This window comes from Nocardioides sp. (genome assembly GCF_041913365.1).
In the GTDB taxonomy this organism is placed as follows: domain Bacteria; phylum Actinomycetota; class Actinomycetes; order Propionibacteriales; family Nocardioidaceae; genus Nocardioides.
The window spans coordinates 71,961-92,241 of record NZ_JAYSFM010000012.1 but is presented as its reverse complement, the minus strand read 5'-3'; the positions used below and the strand labels follow the sequence as shown (position 1 = coordinate 92,241).

At 72.7% G+C, this 20,281-nt stretch carries 20 protein-coding genes and 1 tRNA gene; 16 read left to right on the top strand and 5 right to left on the bottom strand.

From position 1 onward, the window contains the following. Positions 1–58 precede the first annotated feature (58 nt). The 3 genes from ACE3QY_RS19795 to ACE3QY_RS19785 are packed head-to-tail and all read right to left on the bottom strand — an operon-like array spanning position 59 to position 3,091. A complete protein-coding gene (locus ACE3QY_RS19795; protein ID WP_374457777.1) occupies positions 59–895 on the bottom strand; it encodes a Sir2 family NAD-dependent protein deacetylase in 837 nt (278 codons plus the stop codon). Then, on the bottom strand, positions 892–1,161 hold the full coding sequence (locus ACE3QY_RS19790; protein ID WP_374457776.1) for a DUF2277 domain-containing protein: 270 nt from the start codon (positions 1,159–1,161) through the stop codon (positions 892–894). Before ACE3QY_RS19790 ends, ACE3QY_RS19795 begins: the two co-directional genes overlap by 4 nt. Positions 1,162–1,216: 55 nt before the next feature. After that, positions 1,217–3,091 carry a beta-propeller domain-containing protein gene (locus tag ACE3QY_RS19785; protein WP_374457775.1) on the bottom strand — a complete coding sequence of 625 codons (1,875 nt, stop codon included), beginning with the start codon at positions 3,089–3,091 and terminating at the stop codon, positions 1,217–1,219. Positions 3,092–3,195: 104 nt separating this feature from the next. Here ACE3QY_RS19785 and ACE3QY_RS19780 point away from each other — a divergent pair, with 104 nt between their 5' ends. After that, complete coding sequence (locus ACE3QY_RS19780) at positions 3,196–4,350, top strand: trans-acting enoyl reductase family protein (protein ID WP_374457774.1); 1,155 nt, start codon at positions 3,196–3,198, stop codon at positions 4,348–4,350. A 6-nt stretch (positions 4,351–4,356) separates the two neighbouring features. Here the strand turns inward: ACE3QY_RS19780 and ACE3QY_RS19775 are convergent, their stop codons facing one another. Further along, on the bottom strand, positions 4,357–5,220 hold the full coding sequence (locus ACE3QY_RS19775; protein ID WP_374457773.1) for a LysR family transcriptional regulator: 864 nt from the start codon (positions 5,218–5,220) through the stop codon (positions 4,357–4,359). A gap of 126 nt (positions 5,221–5,346) precedes the next feature. Between ACE3QY_RS19775 and ACE3QY_RS19770 the strand changes: the two genes are divergently transcribed. The 15 genes from ACE3QY_RS19770 to ACE3QY_RS19700 all read left to right on the top strand — a co-directional run bounded on the left by ACE3QY_RS19770 (position 5,347) and on the right by ACE3QY_RS19700 (position 20,144). Then, positions 5,347–6,690, top strand: coding sequence for an LLM class flavin-dependent oxidoreductase (locus ACE3QY_RS19770; RefSeq protein WP_374457772.1), 1,344 nt, complete (start codon positions 5,347–5,349; stop codon positions 6,688–6,690). A 78-nt stretch (positions 6,691–6,768) separates the two neighbouring features. Then, complete coding sequence (locus ACE3QY_RS19765) at positions 6,769–8,322, top strand: ABC transporter substrate-binding protein (RefSeq protein WP_374457771.1); 1,554 nt, start codon at positions 6,769–6,771, stop codon at positions 8,320–8,322. After that, the gene (locus ACE3QY_RS19760; protein ID WP_374457770.1) at positions 8,319–9,383 is read left to right on the top strand and encodes an ABC transporter permease; all 1,065 of its coding nucleotides are present in this window, start codon (positions 8,319–8,321) and stop codon (positions 9,381–9,383) included. The genes ACE3QY_RS19765 and ACE3QY_RS19760 overlap by 4 nt, the downstream gene beginning before the upstream one ends. Beyond that, positions 9,380–10,261 (top strand): ABC transporter permease, encoded by an 882-nt coding sequence (locus ACE3QY_RS19755; protein WP_374457769.1) that lies wholly within the window; start codon positions 9,380–9,382, stop codon positions 10,259–10,261. The genes ACE3QY_RS19760 and ACE3QY_RS19755 overlap by 4 nt, the downstream gene beginning before the upstream one ends. Next, positions 10,254–11,267 (top strand): ABC transporter ATP-binding protein, encoded by a 1,014-nt coding sequence (locus ACE3QY_RS19750; protein ID WP_374457768.1) that lies wholly within the window; start codon positions 10,254–10,256, stop codon positions 11,265–11,267. Before ACE3QY_RS19755 ends, ACE3QY_RS19750 begins: the two co-directional genes overlap by 8 nt. After that, entirely contained in the window at positions 11,264–12,319 is a 1,056-nt protein-coding gene (locus tag ACE3QY_RS19745) for an ABC transporter ATP-binding protein (protein ID WP_374457767.1), read from the top strand. The genes ACE3QY_RS19750 and ACE3QY_RS19745 overlap by 4 nt, the downstream gene beginning before the upstream one ends. A gap of 1 nt (position 12,320) precedes the next feature. After that, positions 12,321–13,457 carry an LLM class flavin-dependent oxidoreductase gene (locus ACE3QY_RS19740; RefSeq protein WP_374457766.1) on the top strand — a complete coding sequence of 379 codons (1,137 nt, stop codon included), beginning with the start codon at positions 12,321–12,323 and terminating at the stop codon, positions 13,455–13,457. Continuing rightward, a complete protein-coding gene (locus tag ACE3QY_RS19735) occupies positions 13,447–14,625 on the top strand; it encodes a CaiB/BaiF CoA transferase family protein (RefSeq protein ID WP_374457765.1) in 1,179 nt (392 codons plus the stop codon). The genes ACE3QY_RS19740 and ACE3QY_RS19735 overlap by 11 nt, the downstream gene beginning before the upstream one ends. Further along, the gene (locus tag ACE3QY_RS19730) at positions 14,622–15,236 is read left to right on the top strand and encodes an enoyl-CoA hydratase/isomerase family protein (RefSeq protein WP_374457764.1); all 615 of its coding nucleotides are present in this window, start codon (positions 14,622–14,624) and stop codon (positions 15,234–15,236) included. Before ACE3QY_RS19735 ends, ACE3QY_RS19730 begins: the two co-directional genes overlap by 4 nt. Next, the gene (locus ACE3QY_RS19725; RefSeq protein WP_374457763.1) at positions 15,233–15,814 is read left to right on the top strand and encodes a hypothetical protein; all 582 of its coding nucleotides are present in this window, start codon (positions 15,233–15,235) and stop codon (positions 15,812–15,814) included. Before ACE3QY_RS19730 ends, ACE3QY_RS19725 begins: the two co-directional genes overlap by 4 nt. 26 nt (positions 15,815–15,840) lie before the next feature. Continuing rightward, positions 15,841–16,551, top strand: a complete 711-nt coding sequence (locus ACE3QY_RS19720) for an alpha/beta hydrolase (protein ID WP_374457762.1) — start codon at positions 15,841–15,843, stop codon at positions 16,549–16,551. Beyond that, entirely contained in the window at positions 16,548–17,057 is a 510-nt protein-coding gene (locus tag ACE3QY_RS19715) for an NADPH-dependent FMN reductase (RefSeq protein WP_374457761.1), read from the top strand. The genes ACE3QY_RS19720 and ACE3QY_RS19715 overlap by 4 nt, the downstream gene beginning before the upstream one ends. A gap of 5 nt (positions 17,058–17,062) precedes the next feature. After that, complete coding sequence (locus tag ACE3QY_RS19710) at positions 17,063–17,563, top strand: flavin reductase family protein (protein WP_374457760.1); 501 nt, start codon at positions 17,063–17,065, stop codon at positions 17,561–17,563. Between the two features lie 79 nt (positions 17,564–17,642). Then, positions 17,643–19,673, top strand: coding sequence for an MFS transporter (locus ACE3QY_RS19705; RefSeq protein ID WP_374457759.1), 2,031 nt, complete (start codon positions 17,643–17,645; stop codon positions 19,671–19,673). 54 nt (positions 19,674–19,727) lie between these two features. Beyond that, entirely contained in the window at positions 19,728–20,144 is a 417-nt protein-coding gene (locus ACE3QY_RS19700; protein ID WP_374457758.1) for a pilus assembly protein CpaE, read from the top strand. A gap of 22 nt (positions 20,145–20,166) precedes the next feature. On the opposite strand, the gene ACE3QY_RS19695 is transcribed toward ACE3QY_RS19700, so the two are convergent. Then, positions 20,167–20,244 (bottom strand) — tRNA-OTHER (locus ACE3QY_RS19695). Positions 20,245–20,281 lie beyond the last annotated feature (37 nt).

The following is a 20,281-nucleotide window of genomic DNA, read 5'->3' as shown; positions in this document are numbered from 1 at the left end:
CCTGACCCACACATCAGTCAGGAGAGCCGGATATCCGGTGACCGCCCCGCTTGTCGGCCTAGATCTCGGCCGACAAGCGGGAGACTCGGGTGCGAAGGTCGCTCAGGAACTCGCTGCACCCCACCTCGAGCTTGTACGTCGCCAGGGGGTCGCCGCGGGTCTCACCACGGTTCACGATGACGACCGGCGTGCCGTGCTGGGCCGCCCGCTTCACGAACCGCAGCCCGCTCATCACCGTCAGCGACGAGCCGGCGACCAGCAGCGCCCCGTCGGGGCCGAGCGCCTCGACCGCCGCGTAGCACCGGGCGACCCGGTCGGCCGGGACGTTCTCGCCGAAGAACACCACGTGCGGCTTCAGCGGTCCACCGCAGTGGCAGGTCGGGACGACGAAGTCGTGGGTGTCGTCGAGGTCGACGTCGCCGTCGGGTCGCGACGCCACCCAGCCGTGGCGTTCGAGCCACTGCGGGTTGAGCTCGTCGAGGACCCGCTCGAGGTCGGCGCGCGAGGAGGTCGAGCGGCAGGAGAGGCAGATGACGTCGGCGACGCGACCGTGGAGCGCGACCATCCGGCGCGACCCGGCGGCCTCGTGGAGCCCGTCGACGTTCTGGGTGATCAGCAGCGCGGGGTCGAGGGCGGCGAGCGCGCGGTGGGCGTCGTTGGGGAGTGCCCGCCCCATCCGCTGCCAGCCGAGGTGCGAGCGTGCCCAGTAGCGCTGCTGCGCCTCCGCGCTGCCGACGAACTCCTGGTAGGTCATCGGCATCCGGCTCGGCGCCCCCGGCCCGCGGTAGTCGGGGATGCCGGAGTCCGTCGAGAGGCCCGCGCCGGTCAGCACAACCAGCGGCCGGGTCGCCAGCAGCTCGAGGACCTCGTCCTGCGCGGCGGCGGTCAGCGTCACGTGCCGTACCGCAGCTGCGCGCGGGCTCGGGCCTTGGCCGCCTCGACCTCGCGGTTCTTCGGGGGTGCGGTCGTCACCAGGTCCTCGAGCAGGTGCTGGGTGATGTGCGCGATCTCCTTGACCGCCGCGTAGAACACCTCCTCGTTGGCCTGCGACGGCTTCGTCGTCCCGGCCACCTTGCGGACGTACTGCAGGGCGGCGGCGGTGACCTCGTCACCCGTCGCGGGCGGCTCGAAGTTGTTCAGCGGGCGGATGTTGCGGCACATGCCACGAGCGTACGTCGGCCGCGTCGCAGGTTTCGAGGCTCGCTGCGCTCGCACCTCAACCAGCGAGGGCGAAGAAGCTGACGTCCTCGCCGGTGACGAGCGCGACCTTGCCGGACGCGAGCGGCACAAGGCGTACGTCGGCGACGTCGGTGCCGTGCTCGACCTCGACCATCCGGTTGGTCATCCGGGCGTCGTCGAGCGACAGCACCGACACCCAGCCGGTGGTGCCGGTCCAGCCCTGCGAGACCACGGTCAGCGCCACGCGCTGCTCCGGCAGCCAGGTGAACTGCCGCGGGTCGGCGCCTGCCCCGGCGACGCTGCCCTTGGCGTAGCGGACCACGTCGAGCTGCCGCGGGTTCGTCAGGTCGGTCACGTCGAACAGCGCCGCCTGGGCGCCCTGCGTCATCCCGTCGGTGGTCGCGTCCTGGCCCATGCCGATGAGCCGGTGCTCGCCGAGCGGGTGGAGGTACTCCGAGAAGCCGGGGATCTTCAGCTCGCCGAGCAGCCGCGGGTCGGCCGGGTTGGTCAGGTCGATCGCGTAGAGCGGGTCGGTCTGCCGGAAGGTCACCACGATCGCGAGGTCGTCGAACCACCGCACCGACTTGATCTGCTCGTCGACGCCGAGGTCGTCGACCCGGCCGTCCTCGAGGAGCTTCGCGCCGTCCTCGCGCAGGGTGATGACCGAGTTGAAGTTGCCGGTCTCGCTGCTCGGGCCGACCGCGACCCGTAACGAGCCTCCGACGGCGTCCATCGACCAGCGGTCGGCGATGGTGCCCTCGACCTCGCCCGAGGCGACGTACGTCGCGTCCGTGCCGTCGAGCGTGAAGGCGAAGATCGGCGTGGTGCCGTCGGGCATCCCCAAGGTGCCACCCATGCGGCAGTCCCAGCAGTCGGTCCAGCCCCACGCCGCCGAGCCGGCGGCGAGGTAGAACCGGTCGGTCGAGAAGTACGACGTGTCGGAGTCGGTCGCGACGGCGATCGACGTGCGCTCGGTCGGCACGGCCGGGTCGAAGGCGAGCACGGTCGTCGTGCCGAGCCCGATCTCCTCGTCGTCGGGGATCGAGACGTCCGCGCAGTCGACGATCGGGTCGCCGTCGACGGTGGGCAGCCAGTCGGCGAGCGTGGTCTTGCGGACCAGGGCCCGGTTGCGCATGCGTGAGGTCAGCTCGCCGAACCTGCTGTCGGGGTAGGAGAAGTCCAGCTCGGGCAGGCCGTTCTGGAGCACGACCCGCACCACGTCGCCGTGCAGCCGCACCGCCGAGGCGCGACCGCGGACGGTGGTGGTGGCGACGATGCTCGGCGACGTCGGGTCGGCCAGGTCGACGGTGGTGATGGTCGACTCGAGCCCGTCCTCGGAGGTGCCGAGGACGACCGCGCGGCCGTCGACGAGGACCAGCTCGCCGCCGGGGTCGCCGGGCCAGCCGTTGCCACGGGCGTCGTCGATCCGGGTCGAGGACAGCTCGGTCGGCCGCTCGCCGGAGACGTCGTACGCCACGAGCTCGCCGTCGCGCAGCCGCAGCAGCAGGCTGCCCGACACCTTCACCACGTCGGACTCGTCGACGCCGAGCTCCTGCACGTTGGTGCCGGACTCGTTGCTCTCCGTGCGTGAGGTCGTGACCGTCGAGCGTTCCGCGCCCGACGCCGCCGACGGCGAGCTCGCCTCGGAGCCGGCCTGGGCGTCGAAGGTCACGATCGGCCCGCCGCCCCAGCCGTAGGGACCGACCTGCTCGAGGGCCCGGTCGACGTAGGAGTCGAGGAGGTCCTCGCAGGTCGCCGGCGTGGTGAGGTCGGCGTTGGCGAGGGCGATCGGAGGCGAGGACGGGGGGCCGTCGTCCGGCCCGCCGCTGGTGCCGACGACGTAGCCCACTCCTGCGGCAGCCACCAGGCTGGTGACGGCCGCGACGCTGGTGCCGATCCTGCGCAGACCCATGGCGACCTGCTCCCCTCGTGACGTGCCCGGAGGTGGCTCCGGTGCTGCTCTGCCCGGTGGGACGGCCGCGGTGGGGGACCGGTTCCTTCTGACACGATGGCGCGATGACCGACGACGACCGCGACCTCGACCTCGTGCTGTTCGGCGCGACCGGCTTCACCGGCGGGCTCACCGCCGACTACCTCGCCGAGCACGCTCCCGCCGGGCTGCGCTGGGCGATCGCCGGGCGCAACGCCGACAAGCTCGAGTCCGTACGCCGTCGCCTGGGCGCGGACGTCGAGGTGCTCGTCGCCGACGCGTCCGACCCCGCCGCCCTCGCCGACGTGGCCCGCCGCACCCGCGTGGTGATCTCGACCGTCGGCCCCTACCTCGTCCACGGCGGCCCGCTCGTCGCCGCGTGCGCGGAGGCCGGCACGGACTACGTCGACCTCACCGGCGAGCCCGAGTTCGTCGACCGGATGTTCCTCGAGCACCACCAGACCGCGGTCCGCACCGGCGCGCGCCTCGTCCACGCGTGCGGCTTCGACTCGATCCCGCACGACCTCGGCGCCTACTACACCGTGCAGCAGCTGCCCTCCGACCAGCCGATCACCCTGCGCGGCGTGGTCCGCTCCGGCGGCACCTTCTCCGGCGGCACGTTCCACTCCGCGCTCAACCAGTTCGCGCGGGCCAAGGAGATGCGCCGGACCTACGCCGCCCGCCGCCGCGCGGAGACCCGGCCCGAGGGCCGGTCGTCGCGCTCCGTCGGAGGCAAGCCGCACCGCGACCCGGTGCTCGGCTACTGGCTGCTCCCGCTGCCGACCATCGACCCGATCATCGTGGCGCGCAGCGGCGCCGCGCTGGCGGCGTACGGTCCGGAGTTCCGCTACTCCCACTGGGCCGGCACCAAGACGTTGCGGTACGCCGCGGGCGGTGCGGTCGGCGTCGGCGCGCTGTCGCTCGCGTCCCAGGTCAAGCCGCTGCGCGAGCTGCTGCTGAGCCGGGTGCCGCAGGGCTCGGGGCCCGACGAGGCGAAGCGCGACAAGTCGTGGTTCACCGTCGACTTCGTCGGCGAGGCGGGTGGGCAGACCGTCCACACCAAGGTCTCCGGCGGCGACCCGGGCTACACCGAGACCGCGAAGATGCTCTCGGAGTCGGCGCTCTGCCTGGCCTTCGACGACAACCCCGACACGGCCGGCCAGGTCACCCCGGCGCAGGCCATGGGCGACGCGCTGCACGCGCGGCTGCAGGCGGCGGGGATCAGGTTCGAGACCGTCTGAGCGGCGCTACCTGCTGAGGGCGAGACCGGGACGGGCCAGCACGGCGGCGACCGCCTCCGCCGCGAGGTCGACCACCTCGCGGGCCAGGCCCGCGCGCGGGCACACGTAGAGGGTCAGCGGCTCCGGCACGGGCAGGTCGTGGACCACGACCAGGCCCGGCGGGGGCTCGTCGAGGGCCATCAGGGCGACGCCCAGCCCGGCGCTGACAGCTGCCTGGACGCCCGCGAGCTGGGTGGCCTCCGCGCCGATGGTGGCGGGCACGCCGTGGTCGGCCAGGGTCTTGAGGGCCTGCTTGCGGAGCTCGCACGGGTTGTCGAAGGCGACGAGCGGCACCGGTTCCGGCGGGACCGGGAGGCGCCAGGTCCCGGCGGCGTACCAGGTGAGCTCGAGCGCGCCGACCGGCACGGCGCCGACGTGGTCGGTGACGTTGAGCAGGAGCGCGAGGTCGACCTGACCCGAGGCGAGGCCCTCGCGCAGGCGTGCGCCCCGGTCGATCCGGTAGCGGAAGGTCATCGGTGACCCGGCGTCGTCGAGCGACGCGGACAGCGAGGGCAGCAGGCGGGCCGCGGCGTGCTCGGTCGAGCCGATCGTGACCTCGAGGTGTGCACCGGCGAGCTCGCGCAAGGCGTCGTCGTGGGCGGCCAGGATGCGTCGCGCGGAGGCGAGCAGGCGCTCGCCGTCGGCGGTGAACCGCGAGCCGCGCCCGTGCCGCTCGACCAGGCGCAGACCGGTGGCCGCCTCGAGGCGGCGTACGTGCTGGCTGACGCCTGCCTGGCTGAGGTGGAGGTGCTCCGCCGCGCGCTGGAAGCCGCCGTGGTCCTCGACGGCGACGAAGCTGCGCAGGGGGCCGATGTCGAGGATCCGTTCCATGTCGACCAGATTAGTCGACTATTGATCACGACACGTGATCATCTCGATCACGGACCCGCGTTGGATCGTGGTTCCAATGTCGATTAAATTAGTAGAGAAAGGTTGATCAAGCAGGAGAGGGAGTCGATGGCCACGAGGCAGATGCACCTGGGAGCCGTGCCCTACGGCACCGGCGGACCCGGCAGCCACACGCTGTGGCTGGACCCCGAGATCCCGGGCGACGCCAGTGTCGACATCGACTGGTTCATCGAGATGGCCCAGCTGGCCGAGCGCGGCAAGTTCGACCTGGTCTTCATCGTCGACAGCCAGTTCATCACGCCATTCTCGCCGCCCCACTACCTCAACCGCCTCGAGCCGCTCACGCTGCTGAGCGCCCTCGCGACGCGCACCAGCCGCATCGGCCTGGTCGGCACCGCGACCACGAGCTTCAACAGCCCCTTCAACCTCGTGCGCCGCTTCGGCTCGCTCGACCTCATCAGCGGGGGCCGCGCGGGATGGAACGTCGTCACCACGGGCGACGCGGGCACGGCCGGCAACTACGGCCTCGACGAGCACTACGACTACGACACCCGCTACGGCCGGGCCCAGGAGTTCGTCGAGCTCGCGCGGGCGCTGTGGGACTCCTACGAGGACGACGCCTTCGTCCGCGACCGCGAGACCGGCCAGTTCCTCGACCCCAGCAAGCAGCACGTGCTCGGCCACGAGGGCACCTACTTCTCGGTGCGGGGCCCGCTCAACCTGGTCCGCTCGCCGCAGGGCCACCCGGTGGTCTTCCAGGCCGGCGACTCCGACCAGGGCCGCGACCTCGGCGCCAGCGTGGGGGAGGGGATCTTCACCCACGCACCCGACATCCCCAGTGGGCAGGCGTTCTACGACGACATCAAGACCCGGGCGCGCGACAAGTTCGGCCGCAACCCCGACCACGTCGTGGTCATGCCCGGCATCAAGGTCGTCGTCGGCGACACCGACGAGGACGCCCGCGAGATCGAGGCGGCCAACAACGACCGCGACCACACCTTCGGCGCCGCGCTGCGCGAGTTCGGCCGACCCTTCGGCTGGCACGACTTCACCCAGTACGACCTCGACGCGCCGTTCCCCGCCGAGGCGCTGGTGCACGGCGAGCGGTCGTTCTACACCCAGGCCAAGGCGGTCACCCAGCGCGCCGTCGACAACGGCTGGTCCCTGCGGCAGGCCGTCGAGGCCACCCGCGCGTTCCGCAAGAGCGAGTTCGTCGGGTCGCCCACCACGGTCGCCGACAAGCTCGTCGAGTGGTGGGAGGCGCGGGCCTGCGACGGCTTCAACATCGGCCTCGACCACCCGGCCAACTTCCGCCGGATCATCGACGAGGTCGTCCCGATCCTCCAGGAGCGCGGCGTCTTCCGCGCCGACTACGACTCCACCCACCTGCGCGGGCATCTCGGGCTGCCCGTCCCGGAGAACCGCCACACGGCGGCTCGTCGCGCCGGCTGACCGACACCCGGCCGGCACCCACCCCCACCCACCGTCGTACGACTCGAACCGACCCGACCCGAAAGGCACACGCCCACCATGACGCGCGCCAGCAGCACCCCTCTCATCGCCCCGTCCCGCCGTGGCTTCCTCGGCCTCAGCCTCGCCGCCGGCCTCGTGCTCGGCCTCGAGGCCTGCGGCGGCACCTCCACCGTGGGAGGCAGCGGCTCCGCCGGCGGCACCGGGACCATCAAGTGGGCCTGGCAGCTCCCGACCACCTGGGACCCGGTCACCTCCTCCGCCGGCTCGGACGTGCAGATGCTCGCCCTGACCTACGACGCCATCACCGCGCTCGACGACCAGGGCAACGCCACGCCGTGGCTGGCCGAGAAGTGGACGTACGACGACTCGGGCAAGGCCGTCACCTTCACCCTCCACCCGGGCCTGAAGTTCAGCGACGGCAGCCCGCTCGACGCCACCGCGGTCGCGAAGTCGATCGAGCGCGGCCGCACCCAGGACGGGTCGCTGATCGCTCCGCAGATGGCGACGATCAAGTCGGTGAAGGTCGACGGCGACCTCGACGTGGTCATCGAGCTGACCGAGGTCGACTACCAGTACCCGCTCCTCTTCGCGGGCAAGACGGGCATGGTCGTGAACCCGGCCGTCTTCGAGAAGGACGTCGACTCCCTGGCGACCAAGCCGGCCGGGTCGGGGCCGTTCACCCTGACGGCGTACGTGCAGAACGACCACGCGACGCTGAAGAAGAACCCGAACTTCTCCGCCGCCGACGAGATCAAGGTCGAGAACTTCGAGCTCTACCCGCAGCCCGACCCGTCGACCGCCGTCGCCGCGGCCCGCTCCGGCCAGTTCAACCTGGTCCGGCTCGGCGGCGCGCAGCTGCAGCAGGCCAAGGACGCCGGTCTCGACGTGCAGGTCATCGACACGATGTTCGTCAGCGTGCTCGACGTCAACGTGACCATGGCGCCGTTCGACGACCCGGCGGTCGTCGAGGCGATGAAGTACGCCATCGACCGGGAGAAGCTGAAGGAGGTGGCGGCCTTCGGCGTCGGCGACGTGAGCTACCAGCCGTTCCCGCCCGGCTACGTCGGCTACAACGCGGAGCTGGCGAGCCTCTACGCCTACGACCCCGACAAGTCGCGCCAGATCCTCAAGGAGGCCGGCCACACCCAGCCGGTCAAGGCGGTCTTCACCAGCAGCGGCCAGAGCGAGGCGGCGGTCGAGCTGATCCAGGCGCAGCTCAAGGAGGTCGGCATCGAGGCGACGATCGACTCGATCCCGGCCACCCAGCACACGCAGCTGGTCTACCTCGAGCACTCCAAGGCGCTGGCCTACGACGGCTTCGCCGGCCGGGAGTCGCCCGTGCAGGCCTTCCAGGTGCTCTTCGGCGCCGAGGGCCTGATGAACCCGGGCCGCAAGACCAACCCCGAGCTCGAGGCCCAGCTCGAGAAGGTCAAGCACACGCCGACCGACGACCCGAGCTACCCCGCCCTCCTCCAGGAGGCGACCAAGATCGCGGTCACCTCGTTCCCGAACACCTTCCTGACGCTCGTCCCGGCCGTCATCGCCCGCAAGGGCGTGAGCGGGCTGCCGACGCGTCCGAGCCTGCGCCGCTTCGAAGGCGTCACCGCGTGAGCCTCACCGTCGCCGAGGCCGGGACCTCCCCGCCCGAGCTGGAGCCTCCGGCAGCCGTGCCGGCGGCGGCCGCCGAGGTCGGACGGCCGCACCGCGTCGTACCCCTGGTGCGCGCGGTCGCCGGTGGCCTTGCGGTGGCCGTCACCGTGCTCCTGCTCGCCTCCGTCATCACCTTCGCGCTCGGCGCGCTGAGCGACAGCAACCCGGCTGCCGCCGTGCTGGGGGAGACCGCCACGCCTGACGACATCGCCCGGATGAACCACGAGTTCGGGCTCGACCGACCGCTGGTCGAGCAGTACGTCTCATGGGTCGGCAACGCGGTGCAGGGCGACCTCGGGCGGTCGTGGTTCACGACCATCCCGGTGGCCGACAGCATCAAGCAGGCGCTCCCGGTCGACCTGTCCATCGCGGCGCTCGCCCTCGTGCTGGCCATCCTCATCGGTGGTGGTGCCGGCATCGGCGCCGCGCTGAGCAACGGCGGCCTCTTCGACCGGCTGGTCACGCTCGTCTGCTCGGTGCTCGCCACCCTGCCGCCCTTCGTGATCGGCATGGCGCTGATCGTGGTCTTCTCGGTGAAGCTGCAGCTGCTGCCATCGGGCGGCTACGTGCCGATCGACCAGGACCCGGCGCAGTGGCTGCGGTTCTCGATCCTGCCGTCGCTGGCGCTCAGCCTCGACGTGGCCGCCTCGATCGCCCGCCAGCTCCGTACGTCGATGGTCACGGCGCTGGGCGACAACTACGCGATCGGCGCGGAGATGCGTGGCTACGGCCGCTCCCGGGTGCTCTTCGGGCACGTGCTCCGCAACGCAGCCGGCCCGACCCTGGCCGTCATCGGCCTGGCGATCCCGCTGATCGTCGGCGGTGCCGTGATCACCGAGCGTCTCTTCGGCCTCCCCGGCGTCGCGCAGCTCGCGCTGCAGTCGGCCGAGCGTGGTGACGTGCCGGTCGTCCTGGGCACGCTCCTGGTCACCGCCGTCGTGGTGGTGGTCGCGAGCTCGGTGGTCAACGTCCTCCAGAAGGCGCTCGACCCGACCGTCCGCCGCCAGGGGGTGCTCCGATGACCGCCGTGCGCAACCTGTGGCGCATCCCGTCGGCCCGCTTCGCGCTGGTCGTGCTCGCGGGCATCGCCTTCCTCACGCTCTTCGGCGGTGCGCTCGCCCCGCACGACCCGCTCCAGCAGTACACCGACCACGTCCTCGAGGGACCGTCCGCAGCTCACTGGCTCGGCACCGACTACGTCGGCCGCGACGTGCTCAGCCGGCTGATGGCGGGCACCCGGCTCTCCGTCGTGGGCGCGTTCGAGGCGGTGCTCATCGGTGGCGCGCTGGGCGTGCCGTCCGGCCTCGCCTCCGCGTGGCTCGGCCCACGGCTGGAGTGGATGACGCTGCGGATCAGCGACACCCTGGTGATCCTGCCGTTCACGGTCTTCGCGATCGCCGTGGCCGGCACGCTCGGCAACGGCCTCCAGCAGGCGATGTTCGCGATCGGCGTGCTGATCAGCCCGATCTTCTACCGCGTCACCCGGGCCGTCGCGCTCGGCATGCGCCGCCAGCAGTACGTCGAGGCGGCCGAGCTGATGGGCGCCACCGAGTGGTGGACCCTGCGCAAGCACATCTGGAGCAAGGTGCTGCCCAACGTCGCGGTCACCTCGGCCCAGGCCACCGGGTCCGCCCTGCTGGTCGTGGCGTCCCTGTCGTTCCTCGGCCTCGGTGTCTCACCGCCGGCCCCCACCTGGGGCGGGATGCTCGCCTCCGACCTGGACTACCTGGCCCAGCAGCCGTGGGCTCCGGTGTTCCCCGGCCTGCTGATGATGGCCACGGTCGGCTCCCTCAACCTGCTCGCGGACGCGGTCCGCGAGGCGACCGGCGACGCACCCCGTCGGCGTACCCCGTCGCGCACCGCTCCGCGGGCTGCGCGGAAGGAGACCATCGATGCCTGACCCGATCCCCAGCCCGATCGCCAGCCCGATCCCCAGCCCGGTCCTGGAGGTCACCGGCCTGCAGGTGTCCGTCGGCGACCACCTCGTCGCCGTGCACGACGTCTCCTTCACGATCGGCCGCGGCGAGTCCGTCGGCCTGGTGGGCGAGTCCGGCAGCGGCAAGACCCTCACCTGCCGCTCGGTCCTCGGTCTGCTGCCGAAGACCGGCGAGGTCGACCACGGGCGCATCGTGCTCGGCGGCACCGAGCTGACCGGAGCGAGCCGGCGTACGTGGAACGAGGTGAGGGGCACCCGCCTCGGCGCAGTCTTCCAGGACTCCGCGTCCTACCTCAACCCGTCGCTGACCGTGGGCCACCAGCTCGCCGAGCAGCTCCGCGTCAAGCGGGGACTGTCCCGGGGCGAGGCCCACCGCCGCGCCGTCGAGCTCTTCACCGAGGTGGGCCTGCACGACCCCGAGGGCGTCTTCCACCAGTACCCCCACCAGCTCTCCGGCGGCATGCAGCAGCGCGTGCTCATCGCCATCTCGGTCTCCTGCGAGCCCGAGCTGCTGATCGCCGATGAGGCGACCACCGCCCTCGACGTCGTCATCCAGGCCGAGATCCTCGACCTGCTCGGCCGGCTCCGGGAGACCCACGGCCTCTCGCTGCTGCTCGTCACCCACGACCTCGCGGTCGTCGCCGAGACGTGCGAGCGGATCCTGGTGATGTACGGCGGCGAGATCGTCGAGAGCGGCACCACGGAGGAGGTGCTGGCCCGTCCCCGGCACCCCTACACGCAGGCGCTGATGGGCGTCGCGACGATCGGGACCTGGGAGCGTCGCTCCCTCGAGATCATCCCGGGCCAGCCGCCGACCGTCGGCGAGGACATGCCCGGCTGCCGGTTCGCCCCCCGCTGCCGGTACGCCACCGACGAGTGCACGTCGGGACCGGTCCCGCTGGCCGACCTCGGCGGCGGCCGTTCGGCGCGCTGCGCCCGCGTCGACGTCCTGGAAGGAGCACTCGCATGACCGCGACCCGTGAGCACGTCGGTGCGGTGGAGGAGTCCGAGGCACGCGTGGCCCCGCTGCTGCGCGTGACCGACCTGTCGGTGTCCTACGCCCGACCCCGCAAGGGCACCCACCTCGGCACCGGCGCCGCGCTGACCGAGGCCAGCCTCGAGGTCCGTCCCGGGGAGATCGTCGGGATCATCGGCGAGACAGGCTCGGGCAAGACGACCCTGGCGCGGGCCACGGTCGGCCTGGTCCGGCCGCGGGCGGGCCGCATCGAGTTCAACGGCCAGGACATGGGCTCCCTCAAGGGCCGCGCCCTGCGTGACTTCCGCCGCTCGGGCCAGGTCCAGCTCGTCTTCCAGGACCCGCTGCGCTCGCTGGACCCCGACCTCACCGTCGCCGAGCTGGTCCGTGAGCCGCTCGACATCGCCGGCACGCTGTCGCGCGCCGAGCGGGACGAGCGCGTGGCCGAGTCGCTCCGCCTCGTCGGGCTGGAGCCGGCTTCCATGCTCGGCCGGAGGCCGCGGCAGCTCTCGGGCGGCCAGCGCCAGCGGATCTCGCTGGCCCGCGCCATCTCGACCCGTCCGCAGCTGCTGTTCTGCGACGAGCCCGTCTCCGCGCTCGACGTCTCCAACCGCAACCTGGTGCTCAGCCTGCTCGACCGGCTCCGCCGCGAGCTCGACCTGGCGGTCGTGATCATCGCCCACGACCTCAGCTCGCTCGCCGGGATCGCGGACCGGGTGGCGGTCTTCTACCGCAGCCGCGTCGTCGAGCAAGGACCCATCCAGGCCGTCCTCGAACGGCCCGCACACCCCTACACCGGCCTGCTGACGGCGTCCGCGCCGAGCGTCACCCACGTCGACCGCCTCCGGCCCGACCAGCTGCGACCCGCTCCGGGCGCGCGCGTGTGGACCGCCGCCGAGGCGTGCGTCTTCGCCAACCGCTGCCGCTTCGCCCACGACGCGTGCGCCGTGCAGCCGCGGCCCGTCGCGCTGTCCGACGACCGCGAGGCCGCGTGCCACGTGGCCGGCGAGTGGCGCGCCCAGATCACCGACATAGAGAAGGAATGACATGACCACCACTCCCGCTCCCTACGACTCCGTCGAGATCCTCGGCATGATCGGCACCGCCGACGCCTCCGAGATCCGGCCCGCCTCCGGACCCGTCGTCGACCCCGACTACACGGCCCGCTTCGCGAAGGCCCACGAGGACGGCGGCTTCGACCGGGTCCTCATCGGCTACGGCTCGAGCTGGAGCGAGGGCACGCAGGTCGCGGCGTTCGCCGCCGCCCACACCGAGCGGCTCGGCCTCCTCGTCGCCCACCGGCCCGGCGTCGTGCACCCGACCCTGGCCTCGCGGACCTTCACCACCCTCGACCACTTCTCGAAGGGGCGCGTCGCGCTCAACATCGTCACGGGCGGCAACGACACGGAGCAGCGACGGGAGGGCGACTACCTGCCCCACGACGAGCGCTACGCGCGGACCGACGAGTACCTCCAGGTCCTCCGCCAGTCGTGGGACACCACGGGCCCGCGGGACTTCGAGGGCAGCTACTACCGCTTCGAGGGGTTCGACCCGCAGGTCCACCCCTACGAGGACCGCCACCTCGAGCTGTTCTTCGGCGGCAGCTCCCCGGCGGCGTACACCGTCGGCGCCAAGCGGGCCGACACCTACATGTTGTGGGGCGAGCCGCTCGCCGAGACCGGCGAGCAGATCGCGACCGTGGCGCGCGAGGCCGCGGCCGCGGGGCGTACGACGCCGCCGCGCATCTCCGTCTCCTTCCGCCCGATCCTCGGCCGCACCGACGAGGAGGCGTGGCAGCGTGCCCACGGCATCCTCGACACGATCAACGGCGCCGTGGGCACGGCCTTCAAGGAGAAGGTCGGGCGGATCCACCCGCAGGGCAAGGGCCCGCAGAACGCCGGCTCGCAGCGGCTGCTCGCCGTCGCCGAGAAGGGCGACGTGCACGACCGGTGCCTCTGGACCCCCACGACGACCGCCGTCGGTGGCGGCGGCAACTCCACCGCCCTGGTCGGCTCGCCCGAGACCGTCGCGGCGGCGATCCTCGACTACGTCGAGATCGGGGTCAACACGGTGCTGATCCGCGGCTACGACCCGCTGCAGGACGCCATCGACTACGGCCGCGACCTGCTGCCGCTGGTCCGCCAGGAGCTCGCCCACCGCGCCGGGACCGCCCGTGCCTCCTGAGCAGCCTCGCCTCCCGCTGGACGGAGTCCGGGTCGTCGAGCTGGCCCACGTCGCGGCCGGCCCCTTCGCGGGGATGCTGCTCGCCGACATGGGCGCGGACGTCGTCAAGGTCGAGCCGCCCACGGGGGACCAGATGCGCGCGTGGCCGCCGTTCGCGCGGGCCGACGACGGCGCGTCCTTCAGCCACAACTTCGCCTCGGTCAACCGCAACAAGAGGAGCATCACCGCCGACCTCAAGGACCCCGGCCAGCTCGCGGAGGTGCGCGCGCTGATCGCCGCAGCCGACGTCGTCGTGGAGAACTACCGCCCGGGCGTGCTCGACCGGCTGGGCCTGGGCTACGACGAGGTGTCCGCGGACCACCGCGGTCTCGTCTACGCCTCCATCTCCGGCTACGGGCTGAGCAGCCCCTACGTCAACGACGGGGCGTACGACGTCGTGATCCAGGGGATGTCCGGCCTGATGAGCGTGACCGGCGAGCCCGACGGCAACCCGGTGAAGTCGGGCGTGCCCGTCGGTGACTTCACCGCCGGCCTCTACGCGGCGTACACGATCGCCGCGATGCTGCCGCAGGTCCGCGCGAGCGGCACCTCGGTGCGGCTCGACGTGCCGATGCTCGACTGCCTGATCGGCGTCTCGGCCCTGCAGACCAGCGAGTACTGGGGATCCGGCCGCGAGCCGCAGCGCCTCGGCACGGCGCACCCGCGCAATGCGCCCTACCAGGGCTTCTCTGCCGCCGACGGCGACCTCACCATCGCGGCCGGCAACGACAGGCTCTGGGCCGCCGTGGCCGAGGTGGTCGGCCTGCCGCACCTGGTCGACGACCCGCGCTTCGTGACACAGGGCGACCGGGTGACCCACCAGCGCGAGCTCGCCGACCTCCTGGGCGAGCAGCTGGCTCAGGAGAAGCGGCAGCACTGGCTCACCGAGCTCCGTGCGCGCGGCGTGCCGTGCGGGCCGGTGAACACGTTCGGCGAGGCGCTCGCGGACCCGCACGTCGAGTCCACCGGCCTGGTGGCCCGGCTCGACGTGCCGGTGGCGGGGGAGACCCCCACCGTGGTGTTCCCGGTGCGGATCTCCGGCCACGCGCCCCGGCTGGACCGCGGTGCGCCCGGGCTCGGCGCGCACCCCGAGGTCCTCGAGGAGTGGGCGGAGGAGTGGAGCCGGTGAGCATCATCGTCGACCGCGGCCCGGTGTGGACCGTCACCCTCGACCGACCCGAGCGGGCCAACGCCCTCTCCGTGGCACTCGTGGAGTCGCTGCACGCGACCCTCGACGAGGCCGAGGCCGCCCGTCCCGACGCCCTCGTGCTGCGCGGCAACGCGCGGCACTTCGCCGCGGGCTTCGACCTCGGCGGGCTCGAGGACGAGACCGACGCGACCCTGGCCCTGCGGTTCCTGCGGATCGCCGACCTGCTCGAGCGGCTGATCGCGGCGCCGTACGCCACCGTCGCGGTCGTGCAGGGCGCCGCCGTCGGCGCGGGTGCGGACCTCGTCCTCGCCTGCGACCACCGGCTCGTCGACACGTCGGTGACGCTCCGGTTCCCCGGGTCGGCCTTCGGCGTCGCGCTCGGGACCGTCCGCCGGGCCGAGCTCGCGGGCGCGTGGTCGACCGGTGTGCCGGCCGACCTCGACGCCGCGCTCACCGCCCCACGACCCACCCGCCCTCACCACGACAGCGATGCCGAGGTGAGCGCGCTCGCCCGCTCCGTGTCCGTCCCGGGGCTCCACGCCCGCATCACGGCGTACGCCGCCCAGACCATGAAGAAGGAGATCGCATGACCGCGCAGCAGGAGATCGTCCCGGTCCAGAGCGAGGTGCCCGCGATCGCGGCGCTCGCCCAGACCGTCGAGGACCTCATCGGCCAGGGGCTCGACGAGCAGGCGCTCACCGCCGCCGTCCGCACCGAGCTCGAGCGCACCCTGGCCGAGGGGTTCGAGCTGCCCGCGGAGCAGGTGGCTCCCGACCCGGTGCGCTACGTGATGTACCCGCTCCACGTGGCCGCCGACGGCAGCTTCTCGATCGCGAGCGCCGTCTGGGACGTCGGCCAGGGGACGCCCGTCCACGGGCACGAGACCTGGGGCGTCGTCGGGATCTACTCCGGCGTCGAGGTCGAGACCCGCTACGAGAAGCCGACCACCCCGGACGTCCCGCTGGTCGGTCAGGGCACCGACGAGTGGGGTGCCGGCCAGGTGACCGTCTGCTGCACCACCGACGACGACGTGCACCAGGTCCGGTGCGGCGGCGACCAGCCGGTCGTCGGCATCCACGTCTACGGCGCCGACATCGGGACCCTCCCGCGCCGCAGCTACGACCCCGAGACCGGTGCCGTGCACTGGTTCACCTCGCGCTGGGCCTGAGCCCGCCGGACAGAAGGAGATCGCTCATGACTGTCACCGCCTGGGACGAGCCCGCCGGCGCCACGCCGCGCGGCACGCTCGTCGTCCTGCCCGGACGCGGCGAGACCGACGCGTCGTACGCCCGCTTCGGCACCCGGCTGTCCGCCGACGCCTACAAGGTGCGCCTGGTCCCCGTCGACCTCGACGACCTCACCGCGACGCGTGAGCGCGTCGAGAAGGTGCTGGCCGACGAGTCGCTGCCCTCGCCGAAGGTCCTCGTCGGGGCCGACACCGGGGCCACGTTGGCGGCCACCCTCGTGGGGGAGGTGGCCGCCGACGCGGCGGTGATAGCTGGTGTGGCGCTGCCGGGCTCGACCGCCGACGGCACGTGGGAGGAGCAGGTCGACGCCCGCACCGCGTGTCCGGTGCACCGCTCCGTGCTCGACGGCGACCTGCTCCTCGACCGCGACGCACTCGACCGTCCGCTGCCGTGGGCCACCGTCGAGCTGTCCGCGCCCGACAAGCCGGTGCTCGTCGTGCACGGGACGGCCGACCGGATCACCTCCGCAGCCGCGGCGACCGAGCCCTACCTCGGTGCCGCCGACGCCCGGGTGTGGCTGGTCGAGGGCGGTCGGCACGACATCCTCAACGACGTCTCGCACCGCTCGGTCGCCGCGACCGTCGTGCTCTTCCTCGAGTCGCTCAAGCTGGGCGCGGAGCTGCCGCCCGTGCTCGTGCCCGCGGGGGCAGCACGATGAGCGTCACCGCCGTCGTCGTCGGGAACCCCAAGCCCGCGAGCCGCACCCTCGCGGCGGCGACCTACGTGGCGCGCGAGCTCAGCGGCGCCGAGCCGAACCTCGTCGTCGACCTGGCCACGCTGGGACCGGCCGTCCTCGACTGGTCGGATTCGGAGGTCGCCGACCTGGTCAAGCAGGTCGGCGCGGCCGACCTCGTCGTGGTCGCCAGCCCCACCTACAAGGCCGCCTACACCGGGCTGCTCAAGCTCTTCCTCGACCGGTTCGCCGGCGGCACCGGTCTCTCGGGCCTCGCGGTGCCGCTCATGCTCGGGGGCAGCCCCGCCCACGCGCTCGCACCGGAGACGACCCTGCGCCCGGTGCTCACGGAGATCGGCGGCACGGTCCCCGGTCGGGCCCTCTACCTCGTGGACGACCGGCACGACGACCCCACGGCGTACGCCGACTGGCTGGCGGCCACCCGGCCGCTGGTCACCGCCTTCCTGGCCTCCTCGAACGGATCCCGATGACTGTCATGACCAGCCTGACCACCAACCAGGACCTCGACCCGCGTCTGCTGCGCGACGCCTTCGGCACCTTCCCGAGCGGCGTGGTGGCGCTGGCCGCCGAGATCGACGGACGACCCGTCGGCCTGGCGGCGAGCTCGTTCACCTCGGTGAGCCTCGACCCGCCGCTGGTCTCGGTCAGCCTCGCGACCACCTCGAAGACCTGGCCCGACCTGCGTCGGTCGTCCCACCTGGGCGTCACGGTGCTCGCCGAGCACCACGCCGAGGTCTGTCGCGCGCTCGCCGGCCCGGTCGAGCACCGCTTCGACGAGATCGCCTACTCCACGACCCCCGAGGGCGCCGTGACGCTCGACGACGGGCTGGCCAGCTTCGACTGCACGATCTACCGCGAGGTCGAGGCCGGCGACCACGTGCTCGCCCTGCTGCGCCTCCACGCCCTGCACCAGCCCGAGGGCCTCGGCAGCCCGCTGGTGTTCCACCGCAGCGGGTTCGGCGCGCTGCGCCGGTGACGGCCTCGACCCGCCGCCCCCGCAGGCGGAGGGCCGCGACTAGGGTCGGCTCCATGCGTGTTGAAGCGCGGTCCTGCCGGTGACCGTGACGGCCGAGCCCGACGCCGGGACGCAGCGCGCGCAGTCGAGTCGCTCGAGCCTGATCGTGCTGGTGCTGGCTCTCTGCGGCACGTCCGTGTCGCTCATGCAGACCCTGGTCGTGCCGCTCCTGCCGGACTTCCCGCGGCTGCTCGACACCACATCGGACAACGCGTCGTGGCTGGTCACCGTCACCTTGCTGACGAGCGCGGTCGCCACCCCGATCCTCTCCCGCCTGGCCGACATGCACGGCAAGCGGCGGATGGTCGTGGTGTCCCTGATCGTGCTGCTCGTCGGCTCGCTGCTCGGCGCCGTCGGCGACTCGCTGGCCGTGCTCATCGCCGCTCGCAGCCTGCAGGGGTTCGCGCCCGCGTTGATCCCGATCGGCATCTCGATGATGCGCGACGAGCTCCCGCCGCAGCGGATCGGCGGTGCGGTCGCCCTGATGAGCGCGACGCTCGGCATCGGCGGCGCCGTGGGGCTGCCCCTGTCGGGCGTCATCTACGACGCGTTCGGCTGGCAGGCGGTGTTCTGGGGGAGCGTGGCGATGGCCGCGGTGATGCTCCTCCTGGTGCTGGTCGTGGTGCCCGAGTCCGGCGTCAGGACCCCGGGGAGCTTCGACTGGACCGGGGCCGTCCTGATGTCCGTCGCGCTCACCGCGCTCCTGCTGGCCATCTCCAAGGGCGGCGCCTGGGGCTGGACGTCGCAGTGGACCCTGCTGTCCTTCACCGTCGCGATCCTCTTCTTCGCGCTGTGGGCACCGTGGGAGCTGCGGACCGGGGATCCGCTGGTCGACCTCCGCACCTCGACGCGCCGGCCCGTGCTCCTCACCAACATCGCCTCGCTCCTCGCCGGGTTCGCGATGTTCACCAACCTGCTCGTCGCGACCCAGCAGCTCCAGATCCCCACCGCCACGGGCGTGGGCTTCGGGCTCGACGTCACCCAGGCCGGGCTCGCCATGCTGCCCGGCGGCGTGCTGATGGTCCTGATGGCCCCGGCCTCAGCCTCGATCACCCGGCGCTTCGGTGCCCGGACCACCCTGGTGGCGGGGCTGTCCGTCACCGGCCTCGGCTACGTCGTCCGCGTCCTGCTCGACGCCACCCTCGCCCAGCTCGTGCTCGGTGTCTGCATCGTCTCGATCGGCATCGCGGTGAGCTTCGCGGCCATGCCGGTGCTCATCATGCAGTCGGTGCCCATCAGCGAGACCGCCGCGGCCAACGGGCTCAACACGGTGGTCCGCTCCATCGGCACCTCCACCTGCTCGGCCACCGTGGCGGCGGTCCTGGCCGCCGGCGCCGTCGCCGGCACGGCGTACCCCTCCGAGGCGGCACTGCACTCCATGAGCTGGCTCGCCGCGGGCGCGGCGTTCCTCGCCGCCGCCGTCGGGTCGCTGATCCCGGCTCGCACCGCCCCGGTCCTCGCGGGCGCTGCCGTCCACCCCGGGGCGCCCCCTGCCGCCGTACGCGGCGACACCGTGCGCCGGACCGGAGGGGCCGAGGTCGTCGTCCGGGGTCGCGTGCAGCGCGGGGACGGCAAGCCGGCGCGCCTGGCCGTGGTCTCGATGCTCGACCCCACCGGACGCCAGGCCGACTGGGCACGTGCGGACAACGAGGGTCGCTGGTCCGTCGTGCTGCCCGGGGCCGGCGAGTACCTCGTGGTCTGCTCGGCGGAGGGCTGGGCGGCGCGGTCGGAGCTGCGCCAGCTCTCCCCGGACGCCGTGCCGGTGCTGCAGCTCGACCGGCGACTCACGGTCGCGGGGGTCATCTCGCGCGACGGGTGGCCCATCTCCGACGCGCTCGTGGTGCTGACCGACTCGTCGGGGGAGTCCGCAGGGGCGACCCGGACCGACGACGAGGGCCACTACGAGATCGGCCTGCCGCCGATCGGCCGCTACGTGCTCACCGCGCTCGACCCGCGCACCGGGGTCGCGGAGTCCGAGGACGTCGTCATCAGTGCCCAGCGACGCCGCTTCAACCTCGTGCTCCCCGACGTGTCGGACCCCCGCGAGCCGGACGGCGGCCCGCTGGCGTGACCGGGGGCCGGCGTCCTCGTTGGCCGACCGAGGGGACGGCGTCACACTGGTGAGGTGATCAGCTTCGAGCTCGCCCGCCGACTGCACGACGCCGGCGTCGCCTGGTCGCCCCGCAACGGCGACCAGTTCTGGGTGCCTGAGCGCGACCTCGACGACATGGTGTTCACCGTCAGCGACATGGTGGTCGAGGTGCGCGACCACCCCCACAGCCGCGTCCTCGCCTTCAACGGCACGACCGAGTGGGCGCTGGACGACGTCGAGGAGCACGAGGCGATCTGGCTGCCCCGCCTCGACCAGCTCATCGACCTGCTCGGCCGGGCCTTCGTCAGCCTCACCGCGCGGTCCGGCGGGCACGTCGTACGCGTCACGACCGGGCAGGGCGAGGACGAGCACGTCGACCTCGGTGCCGCCGACGCGGCCGCGCGCGCCCTGCTGGACCTCCTCGAGCGGGACGACCCGACCTCGCCCTGACGTGGGCGGGACGGGCACCCGGTGCCCCAGGCAAGAGTCGAACTTGCGACCTTTCGCTTAGGAGGCGATAGGATACCCGTGTTCGATGGAGTCCTGGGGCCCGCGTAGACCTTGCTGAGCGTGACTGAGCCTACCTG

Coding starts and splice junctions, on each gene's coding strand:
- ACE3QY_RS19790 (WP_374457776.1), bottom strand. CDS start 1,161: ATGTGCCGCAACATCCGCCCGCTGAACAACTTCGAGCCGCCCGCGACG.
- ACE3QY_RS19785 (WP_374457775.1), bottom strand. CDS start 3,091: ATGGGTCTGCGCAGGATCGGCACCAGCGTCGCGGCCGTCACCAGCCTG.
- ACE3QY_RS19780 (WP_374457774.1), top strand. CDS start 3,196: ATGACCGACGACGACCGCGACCTCGACCTCGTGCTGTTCGGCGCGACC.
- ACE3QY_RS19775 (WP_374457773.1), bottom strand. CDS start 5,220: ATGGAACGGATCCTCGACATCGGCCCCCTGCGCAGCTTCGTCGCCGTC.
- ACE3QY_RS19770 (WP_374457772.1), top strand. CDS start 5,347: ATGGCCACGAGGCAGATGCACCTGGGAGCCGTGCCCTACGGCACCGGC.
- ACE3QY_RS19765 (WP_374457771.1), top strand. CDS start 6,769: ATGACGCGCGCCAGCAGCACCCCTCTCATCGCCCCGTCCCGCCGTGGC.
- ACE3QY_RS19755 (WP_374457769.1), top strand. CDS start 9,380: ATGACCGCCGTGCGCAACCTGTGGCGCATCCCGTCGGCCCGCTTCGCG.
- ACE3QY_RS19750 (WP_374457768.1), top strand. CDS start 10,254: ATGCCTGACCCGATCCCCAGCCCGATCGCCAGCCCGATCCCCAGCCCG.
- ACE3QY_RS19745 (WP_374457767.1), top strand. CDS start 11,264: ATGACCGCGACCCGTGAGCACGTCGGTGCGGTGGAGGAGTCCGAGGCA.
- ACE3QY_RS19740 (WP_374457766.1), top strand. CDS start 12,321: ATGACCACCACTCCCGCTCCCTACGACTCCGTCGAGATCCTCGGCATG.
- ACE3QY_RS19725 (WP_374457763.1), top strand. CDS start 15,233: ATGACCGCGCAGCAGGAGATCGTCCCGGTCCAGAGCGAGGTGCCCGCG.
- ACE3QY_RS19720 (WP_374457762.1), top strand. CDS start 15,841: ATGACTGTCACCGCCTGGGACGAGCCCGCCGGCGCCACGCCGCGCGGC.
- ACE3QY_RS19715 (WP_374457761.1), top strand. CDS start 16,548: ATGAGCGTCACCGCCGTCGTCGTCGGGAACCCCAAGCCCGCGAGCCGC.
- ACE3QY_RS19710 (WP_374457760.1), top strand. CDS start 17,063: ATGACCAGCCTGACCACCAACCAGGACCTCGACCCGCGTCTGCTGCGC.